This is a genomic window from Aureitalea sp. L0-47, assembly GCF_026126405.1.
GTDB lineage: Bacteria > Bacteroidota > Bacteroidia > Flavobacteriales > Flavobacteriaceae > Pukyongia.
The window spans coordinates 487958-513207 of record NZ_JAFMTQ010000001.1 but is presented as its reverse complement, the minus strand read 5'-3'; the positions used below and the strand labels follow the sequence as shown (position 1 = coordinate 513207).

The 25250-nt window shown below is 42.8% G+C and carries 21 protein-coding genes; 9 read left to right on the top strand and 12 right to left on the bottom strand.

The features are described 5' to 3' along the window. Nucleotides 1–38 precede the first annotated feature (38 nt). A complete protein-coding gene (locus tag J1N09_RS02270) occupies nt 39–983 on the top strand; it encodes a lipid A deacylase LpxR family protein (protein WP_265197814.1) in 945 nt (314 codons plus the stop codon). Here J1N09_RS02270 and J1N09_RS02265 read toward each other — a convergent pair. Beyond that, nucleotides 980–2203, bottom strand: coding sequence for a M20/M25/M40 family metallo-hydrolase (locus J1N09_RS02265; RefSeq protein WP_265197813.1), 1224 nt, complete (start codon nt 2201–2203; stop codon nt 980–982). The two genes, J1N09_RS02270 and J1N09_RS02265, sit on opposite strands and share 4 nt — an antisense overlap. Before the next feature lie 31 nt (nt 2204–2234). Between J1N09_RS02265 and J1N09_RS02260 the strand changes: the two genes are divergently transcribed. Both J1N09_RS02260 and J1N09_RS02255 read left to right on the top strand, forming a co-directional pair. Continuing rightward, entirely contained in the window at nt 2235–3368 is a 1134-nt protein-coding gene (locus J1N09_RS02260) for a TolB family protein (RefSeq protein WP_265197811.1), read from the top strand. Nucleotides 3369–3371: 3 nt separating this feature from the next. Further along, entirely contained in the window at nt 3372–4739 is a 1368-nt protein-coding gene (locus tag J1N09_RS02255; protein WP_265197809.1) for a glycosyltransferase 87 family protein, read from the top strand. On the opposite strand, the gene J1N09_RS02250 is transcribed toward J1N09_RS02255, so the two are convergent. The 11 genes from J1N09_RS02250 to J1N09_RS02200 all read right to left on the bottom strand — a co-directional run bounded on the left by J1N09_RS02250 (nt 4727) and on the right by J1N09_RS02200 (nt 14848). Then, nucleotides 4727–5143, bottom strand: coding sequence for a VOC family protein (locus tag J1N09_RS02250; protein ID WP_265197807.1), 417 nt, complete (start codon nt 5141–5143; stop codon nt 4727–4729). The genes J1N09_RS02255 and J1N09_RS02250 overlap by 13 nt on opposite strands. Nucleotides 5144–5169: 26 nt before the next feature. Next, nucleotides 5170–5946, bottom strand: coding sequence for an RMD1 family protein (locus tag J1N09_RS02245; protein ID WP_265197806.1), 777 nt, complete (start codon nt 5944–5946; stop codon nt 5170–5172). Nucleotide 5947: 1 nt separating this feature from the next. Next, complete coding sequence (locus J1N09_RS02240) at nt 5948–6244, bottom strand: hypothetical protein (RefSeq protein WP_265197804.1); 297 nt, start codon at nt 6242–6244, stop codon at nt 5948–5950. A 5-nt stretch (nt 6245–6249) separates the two neighbouring features. Further along, complete coding sequence (locus J1N09_RS02235; protein WP_265197802.1) at nt 6250–7224, bottom strand: deoxyhypusine synthase family protein; 975 nt, start codon at nt 7222–7224, stop codon at nt 6250–6252. Beyond that, nucleotides 7214–8155, bottom strand: coding sequence for an agmatinase (gene speB, locus J1N09_RS02230; RefSeq protein ID WP_265197800.1), 942 nt, complete (start codon nt 8153–8155; stop codon nt 7214–7216). Before speB ends, J1N09_RS02235 begins: the two co-directional genes overlap by 11 nt. A gap of 1 nt (nt 8156) precedes the next feature. Further along, nucleotides 8157–9608: an arginine decarboxylase gene (locus tag J1N09_RS02225; RefSeq protein WP_265197798.1), complete on the bottom strand. Its 1452-nt coding sequence runs from the start codon at nt 9606–9608 to the stop codon at nt 8157–8159. A gap of 306 nt (nt 9609–9914) precedes the next feature. Then, nucleotides 9915–10715, bottom strand: a complete 801-nt coding sequence (locus J1N09_RS02220) for a pseudouridine synthase (RefSeq protein ID WP_265197797.1) — start codon at nt 10713–10715, stop codon at nt 9915–9917. An 87-nt stretch (nt 10716–10802) separates the two neighbouring features. Beyond that, a complete protein-coding gene (locus tag J1N09_RS02215; RefSeq protein WP_265197795.1) occupies nt 10803–11774 on the bottom strand; it encodes a carbon-nitrogen hydrolase family protein in 972 nt (323 codons plus the stop codon). Next, on the bottom strand, nt 11775–12680 hold the full coding sequence (locus tag J1N09_RS02210; RefSeq protein ID WP_265197793.1) for a geranylgeranylglycerol-phosphate geranylgeranyltransferase: 906 nt from the start codon (nt 12678–12680) through the stop codon (nt 11775–11777). A gap of 23 nt (nt 12681–12703) precedes the next feature. After that, nucleotides 12704–13642: a mevalonate kinase gene (locus tag J1N09_RS02205; protein WP_265197792.1), complete on the bottom strand. Its 939-nt coding sequence runs from the start codon at nt 13640–13642 to the stop codon at nt 12704–12706. 126 nt (nt 13643–13768) lie between these two features. Next, complete coding sequence (locus J1N09_RS02200; RefSeq protein WP_265197790.1) at nt 13769–14848, bottom strand: diphosphomevalonate/mevalonate 3,5-bisphosphate decarboxylase family protein; 1080 nt, start codon at nt 14846–14848, stop codon at nt 13769–13771. A gap of 90 nt (nt 14849–14938) precedes the next feature. Between J1N09_RS02200 and J1N09_RS02195 the strand changes: the two genes are divergently transcribed. The 6 genes from J1N09_RS02195 to J1N09_RS02170 all read left to right on the top strand — a co-directional run bounded on the left by J1N09_RS02195 (nt 14939) and on the right by J1N09_RS02170 (nt 25115). Then, on the top strand, nt 14939–16042 hold the full coding sequence (locus J1N09_RS02195) for a helix-turn-helix domain-containing protein (RefSeq protein WP_265197789.1): 1104 nt from the start codon (nt 14939–14941) through the stop codon (nt 16040–16042). Nucleotides 16043–16181: 139 nt separating this feature from the next. After that, complete coding sequence (locus J1N09_RS02190) at nt 16182–19508, top strand: tail fiber domain-containing protein (RefSeq protein ID WP_265197787.1); 3327 nt, start codon at nt 16182–16184, stop codon at nt 19506–19508. Next, nucleotides 19501–20403 carry a hypothetical protein gene (locus J1N09_RS02185; protein WP_265197786.1) on the top strand — a complete coding sequence of 301 codons (903 nt, stop codon included), beginning with the start codon at nt 19501–19503 and terminating at the stop codon, nt 20401–20403. Before J1N09_RS02190 ends, J1N09_RS02185 begins: the two co-directional genes overlap by 8 nt. Before the next feature lie 164 nt (nt 20404–20567). Further along, nucleotides 20568–21131 (top strand): RNA polymerase sigma factor, encoded by a 564-nt coding sequence (locus J1N09_RS02180; RefSeq protein WP_265197784.1) that lies wholly within the window; start codon nt 20568–20570, stop codon nt 21129–21131. Between the two features lie 4 nt (nt 21132–21135). Further along, entirely contained in the window at nt 21136–21873 is a 738-nt protein-coding gene (locus J1N09_RS02175; protein ID WP_265197782.1) for a tetratricopeptide repeat protein, read from the top strand. 17 nt (nt 21874–21890) lie between these two features. Further along, nucleotides 21891–25115, top strand: coding sequence for a CHAT domain-containing protein (locus J1N09_RS02170; protein WP_265197780.1), 3225 nt, complete (start codon nt 21891–21893; stop codon nt 25113–25115). Nucleotides 25116–25250 lie beyond the last annotated feature (135 nt).

Below are 25250 nucleotides of genomic sequence, written 5' to 3'. Positions count from 1 at the left end.
GTATGCACACAATTCATTTCTTTTTCTATTTTTGACGTATGAACCAACCAAAGGGGGCAATCATCGCATTGCTGGTATTCCTTTTTTTCTCTTCTGAAGGCTTCACTCAGGAAACACCTGATTCGGAAGAAGAAATTCCCTTTTACAAAAATCAGATCGAACTGCACCACGACAACGATTTCCTGTTGTTCACGGACTGGTACTATACGACGGGGTCCTTTATCAATTATCGTTTACTTCTGAATGAACTGGAAGAGGACAGAGACCGTAAGCAACTCTTGCTGGGTATATCCCAGGAATACTACACCCCCTCCAACATCACGGAAACCAACGTTCGCTTATTCGACAGGCCCTATGCAGGCTACAGCTCAATTATCAATGCATTGACCTTTACCAACGATCGGCGAATCCTGGACTTTAACTTTCAAATGGGAGTTACGGGGCCCATTTCAGGTGCAGAAGGATTTCAAAGTTGGTTTCATTCAAGTAATGAGTCCGGCAACCCGGAATGGATCGGGCAGATCGAGAATGCCGTTCATATGAATCTTTACGCCACTTATACTCGCGACTGGCAACTCATTGACGATAAATTCGGAGTGCATTTTGCCTGGAGCCCGAAGGTAGCATTGGGAACCAAGGATATATTCCTGGAGAATGGTACAAACTTTTACTTCGGAAAGCGAAGGAATCTCAGGCAAACTATGGCCTATCACCAAATTGGAAAGATCCAACCCGAGTTCTTCTTTGTTGTGAAGTTCGCCTATCGCTACGTGATCTACGATGGTCTGCTGGAAGGATTTTTCCGCGAGGATAGCTCCATTTTCACGGTCGACCCGGTAGAACACTTTTTTACTTATGGCCTGGAGGGTTTCTTCAGAAAAAAACGAATGGAATACAATATTGGCTACAACTACGCCTCACCCCGTGCCCCGGAAACCTTCCTGCACGGTTGGATCACCATATCAATTGCCAGGAATTTCTAGAAAGTCACATCCACCTCTACCATCTCACCGTTCCGTTCAACAACTACTTTCACGGTCTGACCTTCTTCGAATTTTGACAGGCACTCCATATAACTCATCATGTCCTTCACTTCGAACTCACCCATCTTTTTCACGATATCACCTTTCTCAATTCCCGCCTTGATGGCTGGCCTGTCTTCGCTAAGCCCGTCGATTCGCATTCCTTCACCGGTATATAGATAATCCGGAACTACACCTAAGGTCACTTTGAAACGAGGTACATTTTCACTCTCGTTCTTTGTTTTTCTGAAAGCCAGTTTCTCGTTATCGTCCAGGTCAGTGATTATCTTCGTGATATAGTTGAAGATAGTCTCCATCCCGGCATAGTTCAGCTTATCGGCGTCATCACTAGGCTTGTGATAATCTTCGTGCTGCCCCGTAAAAAAGTGAAGTACGGGAATGTCCATGATGTAAAAAGAAGTATGATCACTTGGGCCAATACCACTCTCGTGTTCGGCAATGTTCAATTCCCCGTTGTTGTTTGCAAAAAGAGTTTGTTTCCAGGTAGGTGAAGTTCCAACACCGTGAACAGCTACTGTTTTCTCCTCATTCAACCTTCCCACCATATCCATATTGATCATATAGTTAACCTTCGATAGGTCGATGGTTGGATTTTTTACGAAATAATTCGACCCTAACAATCCTATTTCTTCTCCTGAAAATGCAATGAACAGGTAATTGTTGTTGGTATTCTTGTCTTTGAGTTCTCTTGCCAGGCGCATCATCAGTGCCACTCCGCTCGCATTATCATCGGCACCATTGTGGATTGCTTCTCCTTCGCGGTAGAGCGAACCCTGGCCACCCATACCCAGGTGGTCGTAATGTGCCCCTATGATAACTGTGGTGGCAGCATTATTATCCTGGTAAGCGATTACATTTCTCCCCGTTAAGGTGCTATCCCCTTTATCTGTGGTCTTGGCCTGCTCATGAGGATTAGTACTTGGTTTAAAACTGAATTCCTGTATGTAGCCGTTGTCCCCTTTGGGTTCCAGCTTCATGTGCTTGAAACGATCTGAAAGGTAGGAAGCAGCAAGCATTTCGTAAGATGTTCCTGTTGCTCTACCCATGAGGCTGTCGGCCGCTAAATAGGCCACATCCTCCTCCATGGTCACCATCATTTTGGTATCTTGTTTACAGGAAAACAGAATAAGAACTAGAAATAAAGCTAGAATTGAACGCATATCATTATTTTTGCACAAAAATAACTGAAAAATGAGATTTATACTGTCACTTTTGTTACTTTCTGTGCTTATTTCCTGTAAGAATTCCACCGAAAAAGAAACTGAGGTTGCTCCTGCCACTTCAGAGGAACCCAAAAGCATCATTGAGGAATTCATGGAAGGCTCTGTCGATAGCCTGATCTATCCCGAAGAAAAGCACTTTAAATCGATACGACAGATCACCTTTGGAGGTGATAATGCTGAGGCCTACTGGAGTTTCGACGACAAACAAATGGTCTTCCAGTCCAACAACAAAGATTGGGGAGTGGGATGCGACCAGATGTTCCTTATGAATATAGGTGAGACCTTCGAAAACCAGCAACCTCCAATGATAAGCACGGGAATGGGCCGTACCACCTGCGCTTATTTCCTGCCCGACAACAAAAGTTTCGTTTATGCCTCCACACATTTGGTAGATGAAGAATGTCCTGAAGTACCCTTGCGTAAGAATGGAAGATATGTATGGCCGGTGTACGATTCCTTCGACATCTTTGTGGCCGACCTCGAAGGAAACATCACCGCTCAACTTACAGATGAGCCAGGATATGATGCTGAAGCTACAGTGTCGCCAAAAGGAGATAAGATCGTCTTTACCTCCATGCGTTCCGGAGACCTGGAGTTGTATACCATGAATATTGACGGGAGCGATGTAAAACAGATCACTGATGAATTGGGCTACGATGGTGGAGCATTCTTTTCTCCGGATGGAAGTAAACTCATTTTCCGTTCCTCAAGACCTAAAACTCCTGAGGAGATCAAAGAATACAAGGGGCTTTTAGCACAGGGCCTGGTGCAACCTACCGAAATGGAGCTCTACATTTGCAACGCCGATGGTAGTGATCTGCGACAACTTACCAACCTTGGCAACGCCAACTGGAGTCCATTCTTCCACCCAAGTGGAGAAAAAATATTGTTCTCAAGTAATTTCGAGGCCGAACGCGGATTCCCTTTCAACTTATACCTTATCGATGTCGATGGGAAAAACCTGGAACGAGTAACACATGGCGAGACTTTCGATGCCTTCCCGGTATTCTCTAACGACGGAAAATACCTGGCGTTCTCATCCAACCGGAATAACGGTGGAACGAGAGACACAAATTTGTTTATAGCCGAATGGCAGGATTAAACCATGTTCACCTATCTGAAAACCAATTTCGCACCCATAGTCTTCGCATTAGTTTGTGGGCTGCTGTACTGGGCTTTCGGATATGAACTGGAACGACATGATTTCGGGAAGCTGATTTCCCTCTACGTTGGCCTGTTTTTCCTTACCTACGCCATCATCAGGATGCACGGTTGGAATTTCTGGCTCCTGGCCGGGATCGGGGTTGCATTAAGGCTGCTCTTTCTGCCCGCCATTCCAAATCTTTCGCAAGATTTCTATAGGTTTATCTGGGACGGACAGTTAGTGAGCCAGGGAGTTAATCCCTACCTATTTACTCCCGATATGTACCTGGCCAGCTCCGAAGTTATAGTTCAAAATGCTGCAGAATTAAAAGCAGGGATGACTGACCTCAACGCCAGTAATTTCAGCAATTACCCTCCCGTGAATCAGTTATTCTTTGCGCTCTCGGCCCTGTTTGGAGGCAAGAGTATTTTAGGGTCGATTATTGTTTTGCGACTGCTGATCATCCTCGCGGATATTGGGATTCTATACTTTGGAAAAAAACTACTGGAGGCTTTTCATCTGCCAATTTCCAAAATATTCTGGTTCTTCCTCAATCCGTTCATCATCCTCGAATTAACAGGAAACCTGCACTTCGAGGGAGTCATGCTGTTCTTCCTGCTTTGGTCGCTCTATTTGCTACACAAAGGCCGATGGTTCTGGGCGGCAGTGCTCTTTGGAATATCGATCTCAACGAAGTTGATACCGCTACTTTTCCTACCTCTATTCTACTATTATTTTGTGGACAAAGGTATTTTCAGCAAGGGATTCTGGAAGTTGAAATACTTCTTTTGGACGGTGATCGGGACCGTAGTAATAAGTTTTCTGCCTTTTATTTCTTCGGAATTTATCTCAAACTTTTCAAATACCATCGCGCTGTGGTTTCGGGATTTTGAATTCAATGCGAGTGTCTTTTACCTGGTTCGATGGATCGGTTTCGAATTATACGGCTGGGACCCCATTAAGATCGTTGGACCTTTCATACCTATCGTTGTTCTGCTGGCAGTACTGGCCCTGTCTTTTTTCAGAAAAAATAAAACTACGAATCAACTCATAGCGGCCATGCTTATGGCAATATCAGTGTACTTCCTGCTGTCCACCACTGTTCATCCCTGGTATGTTGCCACGCCGCTACTGCTGTGTTTGTTCACGAGATATCGGTTCCCAATTCTATGGAGTGGAATGATATTCCTTAGCTATTCTGCCTATGGAGAAAATGGTTTCTCCGAAAACCTTTGGATGGTAGCACTGGAATATATTGTGGTAATAGGATTTGCACTTTGGGAAATTTTACAACTCCCTAAAAGCAAGGTTCAGCACTATGATGTATGAAAGGTGTCTTCCTCTTCACTGAAGCATTTAAATTCTATTACATATCCATTAGGATCCTTGATAAAAAAAGAAGTGTGTTCTCCAACCTTATTACTCAGGAAAGTCGTTTCGGGTATATGGAATGTTCCGTCGTTCTGAATCTTTTTTTGAATCTTTCGCCATACGGGCTTCTCCAGGATTATCCCGAAATGAAAAGAAGGTAAAACCGTCTTCTCAAAACTGTAATTTGGATAGTCGAACTTGAAATTTCCAGCTTTGGCAAAGGTGAGTTGATTCCCAAAAAGATCAATATCTACCCAATTCCGTGTACTCCTGCCAACTTTTGCCTCTAAAATATTGACATAGAAATCTCGCGTTGCGGCAATGTGCCTGCAGGGCAGAGATATGTGGAAACTACGATCCATAATTCATACAGTTTAGTTGTTCAAGTTTATAACAATTTTCCAATAAATAAGTCAACGATCTCTACGAAGATCAGGATAATAATGATCCACTCTAAAGTACTACTTTCCTTGTGATCCCAAATATCCTTGAACAATTGGAGATTTTCATTGATAATATTGATTCTATCATTTACGTGGCGATAGCGATTCTTGAGATCGAATTCACGTTTGAATGATTGGTCTAAGGAATTTAGTTGTTGGTTTTCAATTGCGATTTCAGGCACATCGAAAATGTACAGGTTCTCATAGATGGCATTTTTTAATGTTAAGTTTCTACCGATCAGCATCTTGAGTTTTTTCTTGGAAATCCTCAAGGCTCCTTTATTCTGTAAATTATGAGTATGAATTCCCGCTTCCTCCAGTAAGGATTCCGTCATTGAAGTATAGTTTTCCAAAGCAACATTCTGAGCCGTGTGAAGCATTACGAGACGGATCATTTCTTCATCAAAAACCGGCAGGATCACTTCGGTGGTGCTCACAATGGATTTTCCGCTAACCAACTTCACTAAAAAATCATCGGTCAATCTGGGTTCAACTTCACCTTTCGAAAATTGAAGGATCTTTTTTTTGTATTTCTGTACAGATTTTTCCGGCAGGTTAAAGAAGCACACCACTCCAAACTGGAAGATATATAGATAGCTTCGTGCCCCCAGGCTATAGTATAATTCATCACTATCCTGAAATAACAGCGTTCCATCAATTATTTCCCGCACCGAACGAATATTGATGCTCTGGGCAACCTGTATGGTTTGAATAGTGTACATTTTAAATATATGAAGACTCTTCTTCCTCCTGATCGTATTCCACCTCTTGCGGATCTTGTTCGTCATCCTTCGAATACTCATCCTCCTCGAAGTCTTCCATTGCAGCCACTAAGCGTTTACTCACTTTAACAAGAAAAATTGTGTCCTCGGTTCGAACTTCCACACACTCAATTACCTCATTTTTAGCATTCCTGAAGACTATGAAGTCTTCAGGACCATACCCATAAGGGTACTTTTCAACTAATTTGGACAGTATACTATCGTCGAGTTTGGTATAATCTACTATAATTCGTTTCATAGTAATTACATATTTAGCAAATAAGCGAAAATCAGGGGTGCCACGATGGTCGCGTCGCTCTCAATGATATACTTAGGGGTGTCTACACCTAGTTTCCCCCAGGTGATCTTTTCGTTTGGCACAGCGCCGGAATAGCTTCCATAGCTGGTAGTAGAATCTGATATCTGGCAAAAGTAGCTCCAGAATGGGGTGTCGGTTCGTTCCATATCCTGGTAAAGCATAGGGACCACACATATTGGAAAATCTCCGGCTATGCCTCCGCCAATCTGAAAAAATCCGATACCTGTTTTCGAATTCCTGGAATACCATTTCGCCAGATAGGTCATATACTCTATCCCCGATCTCATGGTAGAAGACTTGAGCTCGCTCTTGAGCACGTAACTTGCAAAAATATTACCCAGGGTGCTGTCTTCCCAGCCAGGAACAACCATTGGCAGGTTCTTTTCGGCCGCCGCATACATCCAGGAATCTTTGATATCAATCTCAAAATAGGGGTCCATTACACCGCTCAAGATCAATTTGTACAGGAATTCGTGAGGAAAATAACGTTCACCTTTATCCTCAGCATCTTTCCACAATTCGAAAATATGTTGTTGTATCCTTCTAAACGCTTCTTCCTCAGGGATACAGGTATCTGTTACCCGATTCAGACCCTGTTCCAGTAGATCCCATTCTTGTTGTGGGGTGAGATCCCTGTAATTAGGAATGCGCTTGTAATGACTATGAGCAACCAGGTTCATCACATCCTCTTCCAGGTTGGCTCCTGTACATGATATGATATGTACTTTATCCTGCCGGATCATCTCAGCAAAGATCTTACCCAATTCCGCAGTACTCATGGCCCCAGCAAGTGAAACGAGCATTTTCGACCCCTCGTTCAGTTGTTTCTCATAGCCTTTTGCCGCATCTACCAGACTGGCTGCATTGAAGTGTAAATAATACTTCTCAATGAATTGAGAGATTTGTCCTTTAGTTTTCATTGTCAAGATCAAATTTCTTTGGTTGATTAACTTGTGAATTATGTTCGGTTTCCACAAGTTCGAACTCTGCTTCCTCATCCAGATTGCTGAATTTGTAACTCAACATCTTGTAATACAATTTAGCAGCAAGGAAATTGGAAGATCTATCTACTTCATTAGGGCAAAGTTCAACTATATCGAATCCCACCACGTTCTTCGCTTCAAACACCTTCTTCAAAAACTCTAAAGTTTCATACCAAAGGAGTCCGCCAGGTTCCGGTGTTCCGGTAGAAGGCATAATGGACGGATCGAGCGCATCGAGATCAAAGGTTATGAATACCGTATCGGTGAGTTCCTCAATTACACTATCCATCCAGTAATCGTCCTGTACCATTTCGTGCGCAAAGAACATTTTGTCATCTTCGTTTACATCTATCTCACTAACATCCATACTGCGAATTCCAACTTGAACCAGGTTAGTGATTTGGCTTGCTTCATAGACCGCACAAGCGTGATTATACTGAGTTCCCTCGTAGGATTTCCTCAGGTCGGCATGGGCATCTATATGCAGTACACTGAGATCATCAAAACAGTCGTTAAATGCCCTGATTGTGCCAATTGAAACACTGTGCTCTCCTCCAAAAACGGTTACGAACTTGTTCTTCTTAATAAATTCCTTGGTGATACTATGAACAGTATCTACCATCTTTTCGGGGCTGCTATTTTCCAAAATGGGATCACTAAGATGAATACCTCGTCTGTAAACTTCTGTACCGGTTTCTATATCAAAGAGCTCCATATTCTCTGAAGCCTCCAGAAATGCCTCCGGGCCTTTATCTGCACCTTTGTTCCAGGTACTGGTTCCATCATAAGGGACCGGGATAAGGACGATCTCGGCCGTTTCCAGGTTTGCGTATTTGGCAGGGATACCTGCGTACGTATTCGTTTTCATTTTAATTTTTAGTAGTTGATAATGGTTCTGAGTGATGTTGTTTTTCGTTCTCGTCTATTGCAGCATACCCAAGGATCTCAAGCATATCTTCACTTCGTTGTTGTTGCCTGAATAATCGGGTGCTTATGTTTCCTTGCGCATCCCGATCGATCAAAATATGCTTCGGACTTGGTATTAGACAGTGCTGCAGCCCACCATAACCGCCAATGGTCTCCTGGTAGGCCCCCGTGTTAAAAAATCCGATATACAAAGGCTTATCTTTTTTATACTTCGGAAGATAAATTGCATTCAAGTGCTGTTCACTGTTGTAATAATCATCACTATCGCATGTAAGCCCTCCCAGCAGTACCCTTTCATATTCATCATGCCAACGGTTCACCGGTAATTGGATAAAACGTTTGTTAATCGCCCATGAGTCAGGTAAGGTGGTAATGAAAGAAGAATTGATCATGTTCCATTTCTCACGGTCATTCTGCTGCTTCTGATATAGCACTTCATAGATGACACCACCGCTCTCACCTACCGTAAAGCTTCCGAATTCAGTAAAAATATGTGGTGCCGGCACTTCCGCTTCATCACAAGCCAGTTTGATCTGGTTCACTATCTCATCAACTATATATGCGTAGTCATATTCGAATGCAAGCGAATTCTTTATTGGAAAACCACCACCGATATTCAGGCTGTCGAGGCTGGGACAAATCTTCTTAAGCTTCACATACACTTTAAGACACTTCAGTAATTCGTTCCAGTAGTAGGCGTTATCACGAATCCCGGTGTTTATAAAAAAATGGAGCATTTTCAGGCTAACGCGATCATTATTCTTTACCTGCTCTTCATAGAATGGCACAATGTTTTTATAGCCGATCCCGAGTCTGGAAGTATAAAATTCGAATTTTGGTTCTTCTTCAGAAGCAATCCTGATCCCAATGTTGAAATCCCCGTGAATCTCTTCAGCTAATAAATCCACCTCTTCGAAATTGTCTACAATTGGAATACAATTTAAATGCCCCTCATTGATAAGCCGAGCTATATTGGTGATATACTGAGCACGCTTAAAACCGTTACACAGGACAAAGGTTTCCGCAGTGATTTTTCCTTCACGCTTTAGGTTCTCAACAATATCAATATCAAAAGCTGAAGATGTCTCAATATGAATATCATTCTTTAGTGCTTCCTGGAGTACATGCCTGAAATGCGAGCTCTTCGTACAGTAGGAATATTTGTAAGTGGCCTGGTAATTGTGCTTTACTATCGCATCCTGAAACCATGATTTCGCCCGCTGAATATCATGAGATATTTTCGGTAGATAAGTAAATTTCAGAGGTGCACCATAGTTGTAGACCAATTCCATGAGGTCGATATCGTGAAACAATAGATTCGAATCACGCAATCTGAATTCCTCTTGCGGAAATTCATAGGTTTGATCTATCAGATCAATATATTTAGTGTTCATTAGTATTAGTGGATAATATAGGTGGTTGTAAAAATGATTTCGTTGTTAAATGACATCATCTACACTAGACCCTTAACACTAAAACTGGTTGTAGTAAAATATTATGACCCTCTTTCAGATCGAAGAGGTTGAAGAATGTAGCGGAAGTTAGCTTTAAATTTCGGTGGAATCTCCCGACCCCTGTTTTTGAATATGACTTCCTGATTTTCAAAAACCCGAACGTAGAAACAGCGTTCAATTGTTCAGCTAAAACGTGGGCAAATGAAATAAAAAAAAACGAATAAAATGTTAAAACTTGAATAAATTTTACATCATCGCAAATAATTCAATCTCGGCCTGGCTCAAGAATTTCCAGCGACCTCTGGGAAGGTCTTTTTTGGTAAGATGTGCAATAGTCACACAATCTACCCGGATCACGTCGTAACCCAGTTCGGAAAAAATATCACGGATCACGCTGTTCCCCATATGCTTTATGCGCAATCCTACTTCTTTTTTAGGCGCATTGTCCACATAGCTGATCTCTTCCACTGAGACCTCCTTGCCTTTCACCGTCATTCCCTCGGACACCTTCTGAAGGTCTACTGCTTTCAGATTCTTATCAAGTTCAACATGAAACAAACGTTCCATACCCTTACTGTGCAGCTTATTGACTAGCTTATCATCGTTGGTAAAGAGCAGTAATCCTGTGGCATTTCTCCCCAATCGGCCAATAGGCTTTACCTTAGCCGTAGTGGCATTGGCGATTAGATCCATCACTGTTATGCCTTTACTCTGACTCGTAGTAGTAGCGACTGCCTTAGGTTTGTTAAGCAGAATATAAGTGTTGGGTTCAGGACTGATACGCCTTCCGTCGAAACGAACATCATCTCCAAGATTCACCTTGTGTCCCATCTCGTTGATGATCTTACCATTTACAGAAACAAGTCCGGTTGCTATGAATGTATCAGCTTCACGTCTTGAACATACCCCACTGTTGGCGATGTATTTATTCAAACGAATACCCTCACCGGATTTAGTTCCCGGTTTATTCTGTGGTTTTTTCGATCCTGTATCTCTCCCGGCTTTTCCTCGGTCTCTCCTGTCTCCTCTTTTCCCTTGTTTACTCATAATCTTCCGCTGTTCAGCAGCCTTTAAATTTTCGGCAAAGATAGGTAAAGGCTTTGGTTTTCAGCACAAAAACTAACGCTGTTTCTTTTAGTCCTTTTCTTTTAAACTTCCGAATTGAACAGTGGTCTGTCGCTCCCGATCTACGATAAGTTTAGTTACATCAGGACGTGAATAATGTCCAACCGGATCGAAGTTTTGGCGTTCTTGAAGTACTCTCTGGAAATCGAGATCCACAAATAAGTTTCCTTCTTTGTTGAGCACAGGTTCGAGTATCCATTCTCCATCGGGTCCGGCTACGCAACTTCCCCCGTTTGCAAGGACCTGTGGTGCATTTTTTAGAATTGCATCCAGATGAGGGGTTTCCTTCGGAAAGTTATCCCTTGTCATCAGGCAAGAAACAGAGATCACATAACTTCTGGACTCTCGGGCAATGAATCGTGTAATGTCCCGTGTGTTGTGGTCGCTACCGGGCCAAACGGCCACATGCAGGTTTTCACCCTGGGCATAGAGTGAAGCTCTCGGCAAAGGCATCCAGTTTTCCCAGCAATTGAGTCCGCCGACCGTAAAATCCTTCAGTTCATGAACCACCAGCCCGTTACCATCACCCGGCGACCATGTGAGTCGCTCATCGTATGTAGGTTGTAGCTTTCTATGCACGGAACTAATTTTTCCTTCGGAATTAATGTATACCAACGAGGCGTAGATACTATGTCCGCCACGGTCTTTCGGACGCTCAATGATCCCAAGGTAAACCGACATCTGATGTTGTTTTGCAAGATCACATATACCATCCAGGTCACCTTCCTCAATACAAACGGCATTGGAAACATAGTGAGCGTGTAATTCTTTGTTCAATTCGGTATTCCATTCAGCGCCACCTGTGAGTGCCAGCCAAAACGGATATCCCGGAACGAGGGCTTCCCCGAAGATGATGAGTTCTGCACTGTTCTTACCAGCATCCACGATCTGAGCCTCCACTTTGGCTAGTGTTCCGGTCTTATCGAGCCATACCGGGGATATTTGCGAGAGTGCAACCTTTAATGTTTTACTATTTTCCATCTATAGAATTCGGTTTAATACAACATCCACATCTAATAGAACTATACTGAATACACCAATTACAATTGCTAGTCGGAGAATAGTGTGAAGTATAATGTAATGTAATTTTCGGGCCGATAACCACAGTACTATCACAAAGAATATCAGGCCCAGGATACTTCCGAAGAAATAAAAATACATATACCCAACATCAAATTTGGTAAGCAGGAAGTATATCGGAACTAGGGTAAGTGCAGCCACGATGGTAAGCATCCACTTCGACACCCGCTCCCCGTAAACAACCGGAATAGTCCTGTAATTCTGTACGAGATCTCCTTTGATGTTCTCGAGATCTTTTACCAATTCACGCATTGATATTAACAGGAAAAGGAAGGTGGCATGTACGAAGATGACCAGGTCAAAATTTCTGTAGTAGATGAATACCGCGAAGAAAGGAATTACTGTGAGTATGGCCGCAGTGATGTTCCCGATAAAGGGATAACGTTTCAGTTTGTGTGAATAGAACCAGATCCCAAAGATGTACAATCCGAAGAACATAACAGCTCTAAAGGATACGTAGCTCGCAAAGATCACCGAAAGAAAGTTCAGGATGAAGTAGGTACTCAATTTTGTTCGCTGACTAACCAGGCGATCCAGCATGGTTTTGTGCGGACGGTTTATCAGGTCCTTCTCGCGGTCGTAAAAATTGTTGATGATGTATCCCCCGGCTATCGCCGCTGAAGAAGCCAGGACCAACATTAGGAGGTTTGGATCAAATAGCACATTCCGCAAGGGGCGGTCTGGTGCAAGGATATAAATGGAGGTAAGATACTGTGCAAAGATAAGTATGAGAATATTGTATCCGCGCACTACGGAAAACAGGCTGAAAAATTTCAATAGAAAATGTTTCTGCCTTCTACTTAACATGCTGTATGTGGGTGATTAGTTGATCAGAAGCTGTAAACCACTTCCAATTTGTGATCCTTGAGAGCAGCACGGGCTTTGTCCAGGTCTTCAGTGAATCCCAGCATATAACCTCCGCCACCCGATCCACAAAGTTTCAGGTAATACGCATTGGTTTCTATACCCTTTTTCCAAAGAGAATGAAACTCTTTAGGGATCATGGGTTTGAAGTTATCAAGCACTACTTTCGACAATTGCTTGATATTGCTGAAAAGGGACTTTACATCTCCGTTCAGGAAGTCTTCCACACAGGCATCTGTATGTTTAACAAACTGGTTCTTAAGCATCGCTCTGAAACCTTCCTTTTTCATGCTCTCCATGAAAATTTGGACCATTGGCGCTGTTTCTCCTGTACTTCCACTGTCCAGAAGAAATACTGCTCCGTGTCCCGCCTGTGTTTGAGACGGAATCCCAGCAGGCTCAATATTATCTTTGGAATTGATAAGAATCGGCAAACTCAAATAGCTGTTCAACGGATCAAGTCCTGAAGACTTTCCGTGGAAGAATGACTCCATTTCAGCAAAGATCGCTTTTAGCTGAAGTAATTTTTCCCGTGTTAAGTTTTCAAGTACCGTGATCTTATCTGTTGCGTATTTATCGTAAATAGCAGCAACTAATGCCCCGCTGCTTCCTACTCCGTAACCTTGAGGAATACTCGAATCGAAATACAACCCTCTTTCCACATCAGCATTTAACTTGTCGAGATCGAAATTCACAAGGTCCGGCTGGCGCTCGGCCAGTTCTTCCAGGTAGCTTGTAAATCGTTTAAGATTCTGATTGCTGTTGTGAGTAGAAGGGGTTTTGTGCTCATCTATCTTTAAGGCTCCGTTGTAGAAGTTATAAGGGATAGAGAGGCCTTTTGAATCTTTGATAATTCCGTATTCACCAAAGAGAAGTATTTTCGAGTAAAAAAGGGGACCACGCATATTTTAGTACGTTTTCAGAGCTAAAGGTACATTTTTTAGCTTTAATTCATAACAATTTGACGCAAAGATAGATTTTACGGAATTGTTAATTCAGAAAATAAACATAAAATTTTAACAATCAGAATCCTACAAAGATTGAGCGCCAATTCCTGCCAGGTCGTGAATAAAGGAACCATTCTTGCAGAATTGAGCCAATTCCGATTCAATAAATGAAGATACTTCAGCCGCTTCATTCGCTGGATATAATACATGCACATTGGCTCCGGCATCCAGAGTAAAACAAACTTTGCTCCCGGTTTCATTGCGGTATTTCCAGATCCGGTTAATGATCTCCAGGGTGTTTGGTTTCATGAGAATGAAATACGGCAGGGAGGTCATCATCATGGCATGCAATTGTAACGCTTCTGATTCGACAATTTCGATAAAAGCATCCAGGTCTCCGCTTTTGAATACATCGATGAGTCTGACAATATTTGCATTCGCCTGTTCAAATCGCTGTTCTGCATAGGGGTGATCTTTCATGAGCCCATGCCCTACAGTACTACTCACCTGCTTTTCGCCTTTGTCTACCAGCAAGATCGTATCCCGGTAATTCATGAAATTCGAGTGTACTTCAAAAGGGTATTTTGTTCCGAAGAGATCCGAGCTATTGTCAATTTCCGGATGTTCACCCCAAACGATGAGTGGCCCATCGATACTTCGGCAGGCACTTCCCGATCCCAATCGTGCGAGAAAAGAAGCCTTTTTGTCGAAGTGATCATCGGTCATTTCAGCTCCGCTCCATGACCTTTCAAGATCCATTAAACATAAGGCCAGGGCACTCATCCCACTAGCCGAAGAGGCAATTCCACTGCTATGTGGAAACGAATTGGAGGTTTCTATTCTGAAACTATATTGTTCCAAAAACGGCAGGTACTTCTGTAAACGATCGAAGAATTGAGAGATCTTCGGTTCGAAGCCCTCTTCCCTATTCCCGTCCAGGTAGACTTCAAAGTTGTAACCCGCAGTTTCTTTTTTCTTGTAATGAAGCGTTGTTTCCGTAAAACAATTTGAAAGGGTGAAACTTACTGAAGTATTCTTCGGAAGTTGCACCCCGTGCTTTCCCCAATACTTTACCAGTGCGATATTACTCGGAGACCGCCAGGAAATACGGCCACTTTGAGGCTGATTCGAATAGGTTCCCGGAAGAAAAGTAGCTTCGGACATATAGTCTAATTTCAGCTGCAAAGATAGCGAAAAGGCATTCAGAAGGAAAGAAAGCTATTTCCTTATATTTGAAGAACTAACTGCAGCCGATTGAATTTCAACATCTTCAATAGCATTATTCTTGCCGGAGTGATCCAGGGATTTATCTTCGCGCTCGTAGTATTATTCAATAAAAAATACCGGGCCAGAAGCACCTATTTCCTGGTAGCTTGGATCGTAAGCTATTCTTTTAACAATCTTCAATGGTATTTACTGGATTGTGGAGCAGTGGGATACTTAGAGTTTTATGATTATGTGTTTATCCAATGGGGTCTGGTAATGCCTCCTCTAATCATTCTTTATTGCCATTCTCTCATTCATCCTGAACGAAAGATTTCAATAGGTGAGAAAGTGTTATTTCTTCCTTTTCTGGTCGGTTTCATATCAGGTTCAACCTATAAGTTACTGAGAGCTATAGAATTTAAGAATGCTGCCCTTGGGGAATTCTTCCAGCTTTTAATTCCTACTGGTGAATTGTTGGCGATCTTATTTAGCATAGGTGCTATTTTCTATATGCTTATAAAGGTCCATAAGCATCAAAAGAAAATAAAGTTTTCTTCCGAACAAGTCATACCCCAGCTCAATTGGTTTAAGACCACATTGTTTCTGCTGTTATTGGCAACATTAATCTGGGCTTATTCCGAATATACCTATGGCGACGAAGACGATGTTTCTTATTTCTACCCCCTTTGGATCCTGGTAGCATTTCTTATCTATTGGCTGGGCCATATTGGTATCTACAAATACGGCATTAACGAACAGCGAAAAAAGATCAGAAAGACGGTACACGACCGCTATTCGATTACGGAAGTTCTTCCACAGAAGAATGAACATATCACCGCCATGGAGAAATACCTAAAGGTTGAACGGAATTTTTTAAATCCGACAATCTCCCTGGACACCATCGCCAATGAGCTCAATTTAAGCTCGGGCCACCTATCAAAAGTGATCAATACGGAATTGGGCATCTCGTTTAAAGATTATTTGAACAATCTCCGTATTGACGAAGCAAAACTGTATTTGAAAGATCCTGAATTCTACGATTATACTCTGGCTGCTATCGGTCTGGAAGCTGGATTTAACAGTAAATCGGCTTTCAACGCTTCCTTTAAGAAGATCACTGGCCTTACTCCTTCCCAATACCGGCAGCAATAAGCTTTGTTGTGCGGTTATTTCAGTAAGCTGAAAAAACAGGACATTACTTTTTTCTACTCGAATTAGATTTGATTTCCTGAATCACTTTTAAGCCGTGGGGGCACGAACTTTCCCTGCTTATGCTTTAAAACTAAGAAAGATGAAACGTCTATGTTATTTTCTATTGATGATAAGCACTCCTTTATTCTCACAAGTTGGGATAGGGACTATCACACCCAATGCCAGCCTGGAAATTCAATCCACCAACCAGGCGACACCAGCCAGTACCGACGGACTCCTTATCCCGAAAGTTGATGAATTCCCTGTAACCAATCCGGGAGCTTCACAAGATGGAATGCTTGTATACGCCACCGGGACGGGCAGTGTGAGTAAAGGTTTTTATTATTGGGATAATGGGACTACGGCATGGGTCCTGGCAACCGGTGCTAAAAACATCAATGATCTTAGTGACGGTATAACTGATGTGAGTGGTTCTTCTATCTTCCTTGGAACAGATGCTGGAATAAACGACGATGGCACTGTAAATGGTAATGTTGGCATAGGTCGTAGAAGCCTTCGAGACAACACTACTGGCGGTGGTAATACTGCGATAGGAAATTCGGTCATGCGGGAGAATATAACAGGTGATTTCAACTCAGCCTTTGGTTATTCCGCACTTATTTCAAATACATCCGGTAGCTACAATACAAGTATGGGTTATTCCGCTCTGCAAAGCAATTCAGGCGGAATTAATAATGTGGCTCTTGGAGCGCGCTCTTTACGTATCATGACGAACGGAGGATCAAATACTGCTATCGGACACAATTCAATGCCCAATAGTCTCAATGGAAGCGGCAATATTGCACTTGGAAGCTATTCAGGAAATAATGTTGAGGGTGATGCAAATATCTTAATAGGCAACAATGCCGGAGATGCCAGTGTATTGAGGACAATCAGTAATAGTATTTTTATTGGTAATAATTCCGGGACGAATGAAACTAACAGCGATAAATTATATATAGAAAACTCCAGTGCCGATGCCAATAATGCCTTGATCTATGGGGAATTCGATAACGATATACTTAGAACCAACGGAACTTTACAAATAGGTAATCCTGCCTCCGGAGGATTCGCTTTTCCAATTTCAGATGGTACCGCGAACCAAGTGTTGCAGACAGACGGAGCCGGGGCAATGACCTGGGTAGATTCGAGTGCCAGTGGTGCCGAACGTATTGATGATCTGAGTGATGGATTAACTGATGCTACGGGGTCATCGATATTTCTCGGAATTGGCGCTGGAGCAAATGATGATGGAACCGCCAACCGAAATACCGGTATAGGTTTCAATGTATTGAACACCAATGTTGACGGGTTTTCGAATATTGCCTTCGGACACAGATCGCTATTCAGCAACGCGACCGGCAATTACAACCTGGCTATTGGTGCCGACGCACTTTATAACACCACCGGCGACCGTAACGTTGGGGTGGGTCACCAGACGATGTTATCGAATACTACCGGTAATTTCAATGTGGCGTTGGGCGCGAATGCGGGTCATTATGTGCAGGGAGACAACAATGTGTTTATTGGCCGTTCTGCGGGCTATGTGGGAAGTACTCACTCTAAGGACGGAAGTGTCTTCATTGGAAACCAAGCAGGCTATTCAGAATCAAATAGTAATAGATTGTATATCGAAAATTCCAACAGCACATCACCTCTTATTTACGGTGAATTCGACAACGATATTCTCAGAACCAACGGGACCCTACAAATTGGGAATCCTACCTCGGGAGGCTATGCCTTTCCTACAGGCGTTGGCACTGCAAATGAGGTATTGCAAACCGACGGTTCCGGTGGTACGAGCTGGGTGGCCCCCTCAACTCTTGTAACGCACCGGATAAACGATCTGGTAGATGGAAGATCGGACAATGACGGAACCGATGATGGTTCTTCTATTTTTCTGGGTATAGATGCCGGGACAGCGGACGATGAAACAAATAATCTAAATGTTGGGATTGGTTATCGAGCATTGTTTTCAAATACATCTGGAGAATATAATGTTGCTACCGGTGCATTAGCACTTTATAATAATACAACTGGTAACCGCAACACCGCATCAGGCTATAATGCTCTGGCATCCAACACATTTGGTATTGAAAATACAGCCATCGGAAATGATTCGCTTTTGGCAAATGACCAAGGAAACGGAAATACGGCAATTGGAAATGAAGCCTTGTTCACAAATCTAGATGGTGAACTTAATACCGCTTCTGGCAGTCACTCGCTACATCAAAATTTAACGGGAGATAATAATGCTGCTTTCGGTGCCTATTCAATGTATGATACAAATGGGAATAATAATACGGCTGTTGGAATATCTTCCGGACGCTTTGTTTCAGGAGATAACAACGTCTTTTTGGGATATCAGGCGGGACGGGGCGCCGCAGCAATTGTTAAAAATGGCAGCATTCATATTGGCTATCAGGCTGGCTATAATGAATTGAACAATAACAGACTCTATATTGAAAACTCTTCCAGTTCAACTCCCTTGATCTACGGCGAATTCGATAACGACATTCTCGGGCTTAATGCCAACGTCGGGATCGGGACCCAGGCTCCCGGTGCTCCCCTGCATGTAACGGAAGATGGCACCTCAAATGTACAAACTATAGTCGCTGGTATCGTTTCAGATGTCTCTAATCGTCCAGTGCTACAATTTTCTGAAACGGCAACGATCGGTCTCAACGAAGGAATGAGCCTGGAATACAACGGAACCGGATCAGGCTCCGCGAACAGAATGGTGATCAACGGGGTCGGGGGAAATCCACTATTCGAATTTAGGAATGGCGGAAGTTTGACGTTGACAAATGGTGACCTCATTATTGAAGGCACCGCAACCGATCGTGAGATCAGAATGATGGACGATGCCGGAAATCCGGACCGCACCCTGATGCGACAAACCGGGACCCAGGACATCTATGTGGGAGATATTGATAACAACGGTGGAGACACCTATATTCGAGCCGGTGGAAATACCGAATTGAGCATCATCTCCGGAACGGGTTTTGTGGGAGTAAACACCCTCACGCCCGGCTGGGAGCTCGAAGTAAACGGAAATGCCGCTAAGCCCGGTGGTGGTTCCTGGATCAACTCTTCGGATAGGAGGTTGAAACAAAATATCAACACCTACCAGGACGGACTGCAGCTGTTGCTTCAAATTGAACCGGTAACTTTCAACTATAATACACTAAGTGGCTTTGATACCTCGAAAGAGCATGTAGGTGTCATCGCCCAAGAACTTCAGAAAGTCGTACCCTATATGGTACAAAACTATCAAAGTGATAAAGGCGAGTTCCTGTCGGTTGATAATTCAGCGATGACCTATATGCTGATCAATGCCGTAAAGGAGCAGCAGCTAGAGATCGATACTTTAAAGCAAGAACTGGAAGAATTGAAAAACCTTATAAAAACCACTCTCAATGAGTAACTTAAAAAGACTAATTGTATTATTTCTTATTCTGAATTTAAGCACCATGGAAGCACAACAAAAAATTGACTTACCGGATTTTGGATTGAGTTTTACTATTCCGGAAGGATGGACTGGTGGTGAACAGGACGATTATATTGTTTTAGGTCATCAGTCAATACCCGGACTCATGGTCCTTTCTGAAAATTCTTCAGCAGATGCCAAAAGTCTAAAGCAACTGGCGATGCAAGGTCTCAGGGATTCAGGAATTGATTTTCAGCCTAAAGAAGAGTTCAATCTTATTTCAGATAGCCGTGTGGAAGGTATTTATGAAGGCAATTTCAACGGCTCTCAGGCCACTGCTTATGCTATCGGTTTAATAAACGGCTATGGAAAAGGCATGAACATCATGGTGATCACGGAAACTTCGGTTTATTCGGAACAACATCAAAATGAGGCTCGAAAACTGGCTAACTCTGTAAAATTCTACCAGGCGAAAGATTCGGATGCGACCCTCCAGTGGAAAGCGAAAATAACAGGCAGACAATTGAAGTATATGAATACCGATTCTAATTCCGATTCAAGCGGGGGATTCAGCAGCACATCTACAACCAGGATTATTAATCTGTGTACCAACGGCCAATTTACCTATTACTTCAATTCCGACAGCAGCTACGCGGTTGGTGACCCAGTGGACGGTATGTCGACCGGCAACCAGATTGGATCCGGAGTGTTAGAGTCAACAAATGAAAATACAGGCTCTTACAAAATCTATTCAGCTGGGAGAACTAGTTACCTTGAACTCAATTTTGCGGATGATACCGTAAAGGAGTTTGAATTGGGTACCGATAGAGAGGATTTTATCACTCTGGATGGAACGCGTTATTTCAATGTGGATCTTGAAGGTTGCGATTAGACCGGTGAATTTCACGATGATACTTTTACGATAGTTTTTCAGTAAGGCGTTATGATGATGACATTTCCTACACATTTCGATGTATAGGTGAATTGTGCTTGCAGTTTGGCTTTCAGACTTTTTCTGAATGAAAAAAATTGTATCTTTTTACCTGTCTACAAAAGATGGGGGATACCAACCAAATAGCGGCACAAGAACGACTGGTAACTGCTGTAAAGAACAATGATGAAAAAGTTCTGAAACAGCTATACCAGGAATCGTATGCAAAAATCGAAGTGTATATTTTGAAGAACAACGGATCTAAACCCCAGGCCAAGGACACCTACCAGGAAGCGTTTATCGCGGTATGGCAGAATGTAAAAAAAGGCAAATTCGTCCCCGAGAACGAATCGGCGCTACAAGGTTATCTCTACCGGGTAGCAAGGAACAAATGGACGGATTTTCTACGGTCATCACGCTATAAAAAGACTTCTTCTCTTGATACCGATTTTCAGTTAGAAGACAATTCAGAAGAAATCGACGAAGGTAACGACCGAAAGGTATCGGATACTATGGCTGCCTTTGGGCGCTTAGGTGATGAATGCCGTCAACTTCTTTCCCAATTCTATTTTGAAAAGAGATCGCTTCGGGAAATCGCGTCGGTGTTTAAAATTGGAGAAGCATCCGCGCGAAACAAAAAGTACAGATGTATCAATAAATTAAGAGAATTGGTAACCGCCCCACAATAGTATCATGAGCAATTCAGAACAAATATCACAAGAATTCTGGGAACGCTGCGAACGTTATCTGAACCAGGCTATGAAGACCTCGGAAAAGTCAGAATTTGAAGCTCAACTCAAGTCAGACCCTGAATTTAAAAGTAAGTTTGAGGAAGTCGAAAGTAGTATCCTCGGAATTGAAAGCGCAGTATTAAAATCCAAGTTGGATGATTTTCATTCAGACCTTAGCCCGGTGCGACCTCTAAATCCTCCGGGCAAGAAGAAATTTAAGCCCTGGACCTGGTCTGTAGCTGCGGTGCTCGTGATTGCATTAGGAATTTTTGCTTTGCTGAATACGGGCAACCAAAACGAAAAGCTCTTTGCAAAACACTTCACTCCCGATCCCGGATTACCCACCACCATGAGTAGTTCGATAAATTATGAGTTCTTCGAAGGCATGGTGGATTACAAAAAAGGTGACTATAACCTAGCAATTCAGAAATGGGAATCGCTGGTGAATGAAGTTTCGGTTGCTAACGACACTCTTAATTATTTCATAGGAGTCGCATATTTGGCGGAAGAGGACGAATCCAGGGCTATCACCCACCTGGAAGAAGTATTAAAAACTGAAGAAAGTGTTTTTCAGCAAGATTGTTCCTACTATTTGGGACTGGCTTATCTTAAGCAGGATGAGGTGGAAACAGCCGTGAAATATTTCAGGCGAAGTGACAATGAAGCCAGCAAAGCCATCCTTTCAGAATTAAACGACTAAACCTCATGTCACTATCCATGCGCTTATTAATTATCTCCTTCCTGATGTTGTCGGGGATCTCTTTCGGGCAAAAGGATAGTTTAAGCGACTACGAGAAACTGGAAGTATTGATCGATGAGAACAAACTAACTGAGGCGCGTACAGAGCTTAAAACACAACTTGACAGATTCCGCAGTGAAAAGAATTACGACACCCTGGTTCGGTATATAAAATTTGCGGGGAGCCTTACATTGGCCGAGAATAATTCTGCAGAAGCCATCAAGAATGCGGAGGACCTGATATCCGAGCTGGAACTTCAGAAGGACCCTTACATAAACAAGGAGGCTTATCTTGAACTAGCCTACATATACAACGATGCCGGACAACCGAGGAAGGCCTATGAAATAATAGAAGATGCGTATTCAGAAGCGTCTAAAATTTCCGATCCTGCACGTGCACATCTGGCAGACATTGAATACGAATTAGGATATTATTCATCCGGTTATGGCGACTACCCCGCCTCCAAAAGACATTATCTGAATGCGCTTGATCATTTGCAAAATGGTGAAAAGAAGGATTTAACCCTTATGCAACAGACCTACAATGCTCTTGGAGGTGTGATGTGGTATACTTCCAAAATGGATAGCGCCGGGTATTACTTTAAAAAATCTCTGGGAGTACTGAAACAACTAGACAGCACCGACCTGATGAATGCTTATTATAGGCCTGCATTGGTCAATTTGAATATTGCGGTGATCTCAAATGCTCTGGGAAAAAATGATGAGGCAATTTCTTATTCTGAAAGTACTATAAGGAACTTCCAGGAATTCATTAAAAGATCCAAAGACGAGCAGCGCGTTCTTCAGGCAAAAAAAACGATGTCTATGGCTACCGACAACCTTGGGGCCTTTCACAATGCTGTCGGGGAGTTTAACAAGGCAAAGCAGTTAATTGCTTATTCGTTTCGGGAAAAGGAGAAGATTTACGAGCCCGAAGACCGCAACCTGATTATATCAAGGATTATCCTGGGACAGGCTCACATGAGTCTTCAGGAATTTGAAGAAGCCAAAGAATATCTTCAGCAGGCCGTCGATCTCACCAAAGACAATCCCTCTATCCAATTGTACTGGAAGGCCGCTGCCTTGACCAACCTCGCCAGTGCCTATGAAAAAATTGGAGATTCAGAAATGGCGAGTAGGTACTTCGAAGAAGGAGAAGCATTATATCGAAGTTCGTTGGGAGGTGAATTCTCAAATGATTTCCTGGAGGAATTCATAGTAATGTCTCAGTTCTATGCTGAAAACGGCAATACCCAAAAGGCCTTATCACTTGCCGAAGAGTCGTACAACTATACACGCGAAAGCGATTTTAAAAACACATTGATCGAATTCAAACAGGCCCTTAACCTGGCCAATGTCCATTACAAGACCGGTGATTATGAAAATGCACTGAACTATGCTACGGAAGCATTGAACATCAAACTTAATGCGAGTGAGGAAGGACAGAGTATTTCAGATTCCATATCGCAGCAGTTCAATAAACCCATGGCCTTACTCATTCAGGCAGAAGCACGGTATAAAATGGCCGAAACCTACGATGAGAAATTACTTCTGGAGCTCGCCAATTCGATTGATACGGGTCTTGAGATACTGGAGCAGCGAAAAACCATCATCACTTCTTACGATGACCTGAGTCTGCTTATAAACGAGAACAATGACCTTTTCAATTTTGCTAAGAAATTAAGGCTCCACCTCTATAGCGAAACCGAGGATGAAGCCTATTTGAACGATGCGGTAGGGTTGCACGAATCGGCTATTTATAACCGGATTCGTTCGCGATTGAATCTTCGGAATAATATCACCTTTAAAGATGTTTCGAATTCTGTGCTTACCCGTGAACGTGAGTTGAAATCAACGCTGTCCAAGAGCCTGGATGGTGATGGTACCAGCGAGATAAATAATTATTTCAACATAGCCGAACAATGGAAGGTATTTCAGGATTCACTAAGACAATCGCATCCGGACTATTTTAAAATGCGTTATGCCACACTTGAGGAACCGGTGGATAATGCCCTGCAAAATATTCCACAGGAAACTACATTGATACGCTATTTCTTTGTAGAAGACGAACTCTATGCCTACCTCATGAATCCACAGAGTAAGAAATTATTCTCACTGGATTTTGAACCGGTGAAGGATCATATTCAGAAGCTGTCTGGAGACAATTTCGATCCAGGGTATTGTGGTCCTCTGCTACATGATCTTTACAATGCATTATGGAAGCCTTTGTCGGAAAATATAACTACGAATCGCGTCTTGATCATTCCAGACAGGGAGTTATTCAACCTCAGTTTCGAAATGCTCACTCCTGAACTCATCACTACGTTTTCCGAATTTTCTGAGAACAGCTTACTGGCTCTTCATTCCATACACTATAACTTTAGTCTTTTACTTACTGATTCGGAGGGTGACGGAGATGACTACGGGAAGAATTTCGTAGCCTTTGCCCCTGAATTTTCGCAACAGATGAAGGAGGAATACAAACTAGCTGTGAGTGATTCGACTCAGCTGGATAAGAACTACCTCACCCTTTTACCACAACCATTTAGCGCAGAGCTCGTAAAGCAATACAGTTCTCTGCTTAGTGGTACTTCATTTCTGAATGAACAGGCTTCGAAACAGGTATTTACTTCTAATGCCGGAGAGTACAAGATAATTCACATAGGGACTCACGCCGAGTCCAACAATGTGAGTCCTGAACTCTCCCGACTGATCTTCGCCAAGAACATTTCAGAAAAGAACAAACTGGACGATAATTCACTTTATACGTACGAAATTTACAACTACGACCTGTCTTCGGATCTTGCAATTCTCACGGCTTGTGAAACGGGCAAACCCACCTACCAGGCCGGTGAAGGTATGATATCCCTCGCGCACGCTTTTACTTATGCCGGAAGCGAAAGTATTCTTACAAGTTTATGGAAGATTGATGAAAAATCCAGCAATGAGATACTTGGATATTTCTATGAGAATCTGAAGGAAGGTGTACCGAAGGACGAGGCGTTGCGACAGGCCAAATTAACCTATTTGTCTACGGCCCAAGGGAGAACCCTGGCACCTCAGTACTGGTCCGGACTAGTATTAATGGGCGATCCGCAGCCTATTGTACTCCATTCTGAATTTCCATTCTGGCCATGGTTTATTGGCGGGTTGCTTCTCCTGATCGCCATCCTCTTGATCTTCCGAAGAAGGCAGGCAGCCTAAAATTTCAATCTAAAATTAAAGACAGCTGCAAATTGTACTTCCAGGTACGATCAGAAAAAAATATATCTCTTAACAGTCTTCGTAAAATAGCAGAAACAGACCAAACAACTCATAAAGTACAATTTGATCGATTCT

Coding starts and splice junctions, on each gene's coding strand:
- J1N09_RS02270 (WP_265197814.1), top strand. CDS start 39: ATGAACCAACCAAAGGGGGCAATCATCGCATTGCTGGTATTCCTTTTT.
- J1N09_RS02265 (WP_265197813.1), bottom strand. CDS start 2,203: ATGCGTTCAATTCTAGCTTTATTTCTAGTTCTTATTCTGTTTTCCTGT.
- J1N09_RS02260 (WP_265197811.1), top strand. CDS start 2,235: ATGAGATTTATACTGTCACTTTTGTTACTTTCTGTGCTTATTTCCTGT.
- J1N09_RS02255 (WP_265197809.1), top strand. CDS start 3,372: ATGTTCACCTATCTGAAAACCAATTTCGCACCCATAGTCTTCGCATTA.
- J1N09_RS02250 (WP_265197807.1), bottom strand. CDS start 5,143: ATGGATCGTAGTTTCCACATATCTCTGCCCTGCAGGCACATTGCCGCA.
- J1N09_RS02245 (WP_265197806.1), bottom strand. CDS start 5,946: ATGTACACTATTCAAACCATACAGGTTGCCCAGAGCATCAATATTCGT.
- J1N09_RS02240 (WP_265197804.1), bottom strand. CDS start 6,244: ATGAAACGAATTATAGTAGATTATACCAAACTCGACGATAGTATACTG.
- J1N09_RS02235 (WP_265197802.1), bottom strand. CDS start 7,224: ATGAAAACTAAAGGACAAATCTCTCAATTCATTGAGAAGTATTATTTA.
- speB (WP_265197800.1), bottom strand. CDS start 8,155: ATGAAAACGAATACGTACGCAGGTATCCCTGCCAAATACGCAAACCTG.
- J1N09_RS02225 (WP_265197798.1), bottom strand. CDS start 9,608: ATGAACACTAAATATATTGATCTGATAGATCAAACCTATGAATTTCCG.
- J1N09_RS02220 (WP_265197797.1), bottom strand. CDS start 10,715: ATGAGTAAACAAGGGAAAAGAGGAGACAGGAGAGACCGAGGAAAAGCC.
- J1N09_RS02215 (WP_265197795.1), bottom strand. CDS start 11,774: ATGGAAAATAGTAAAACATTAAAGGTTGCACTCTCGCAAATATCCCCG.
- J1N09_RS02210 (WP_265197793.1), bottom strand. CDS start 12,680: ATGTTAAGTAGAAGGCAGAAACATTTTCTATTGAAATTTTTCAGCCTG.
- J1N09_RS02205 (WP_265197792.1), bottom strand. CDS start 13,642: ATGCGTGGTCCCCTTTTTTACTCGAAAATACTTCTCTTTGGTGAATAC.
- J1N09_RS02200 (WP_265197790.1), bottom strand. CDS start 14,848: ATGTCCGAAGCTACTTTTCTTCCGGGAACCTATTCGAATCAGCCTCAA.
- J1N09_RS02190 (WP_265197787.1), top strand. CDS start 16,182: ATGAAACGTCTATGTTATTTTCTATTGATGATAAGCACTCCTTTATTC.
- J1N09_RS02185 (WP_265197786.1), top strand. CDS start 19,501: ATGAGTAACTTAAAAAGACTAATTGTATTATTTCTTATTCTGAATTTA.
- J1N09_RS02180 (WP_265197784.1), top strand. CDS start 20,568: ATGGGGGATACCAACCAAATAGCGGCACAAGAACGACTGGTAACTGCT.
- J1N09_RS02175 (WP_265197782.1), top strand. CDS start 21,136: ATGAGCAATTCAGAACAAATATCACAAGAATTCTGGGAACGCTGCGAA.
- J1N09_RS02170 (WP_265197780.1), top strand. CDS start 21,891: ATGCGCTTATTAATTATCTCCTTCCTGATGTTGTCGGGGATCTCTTTC.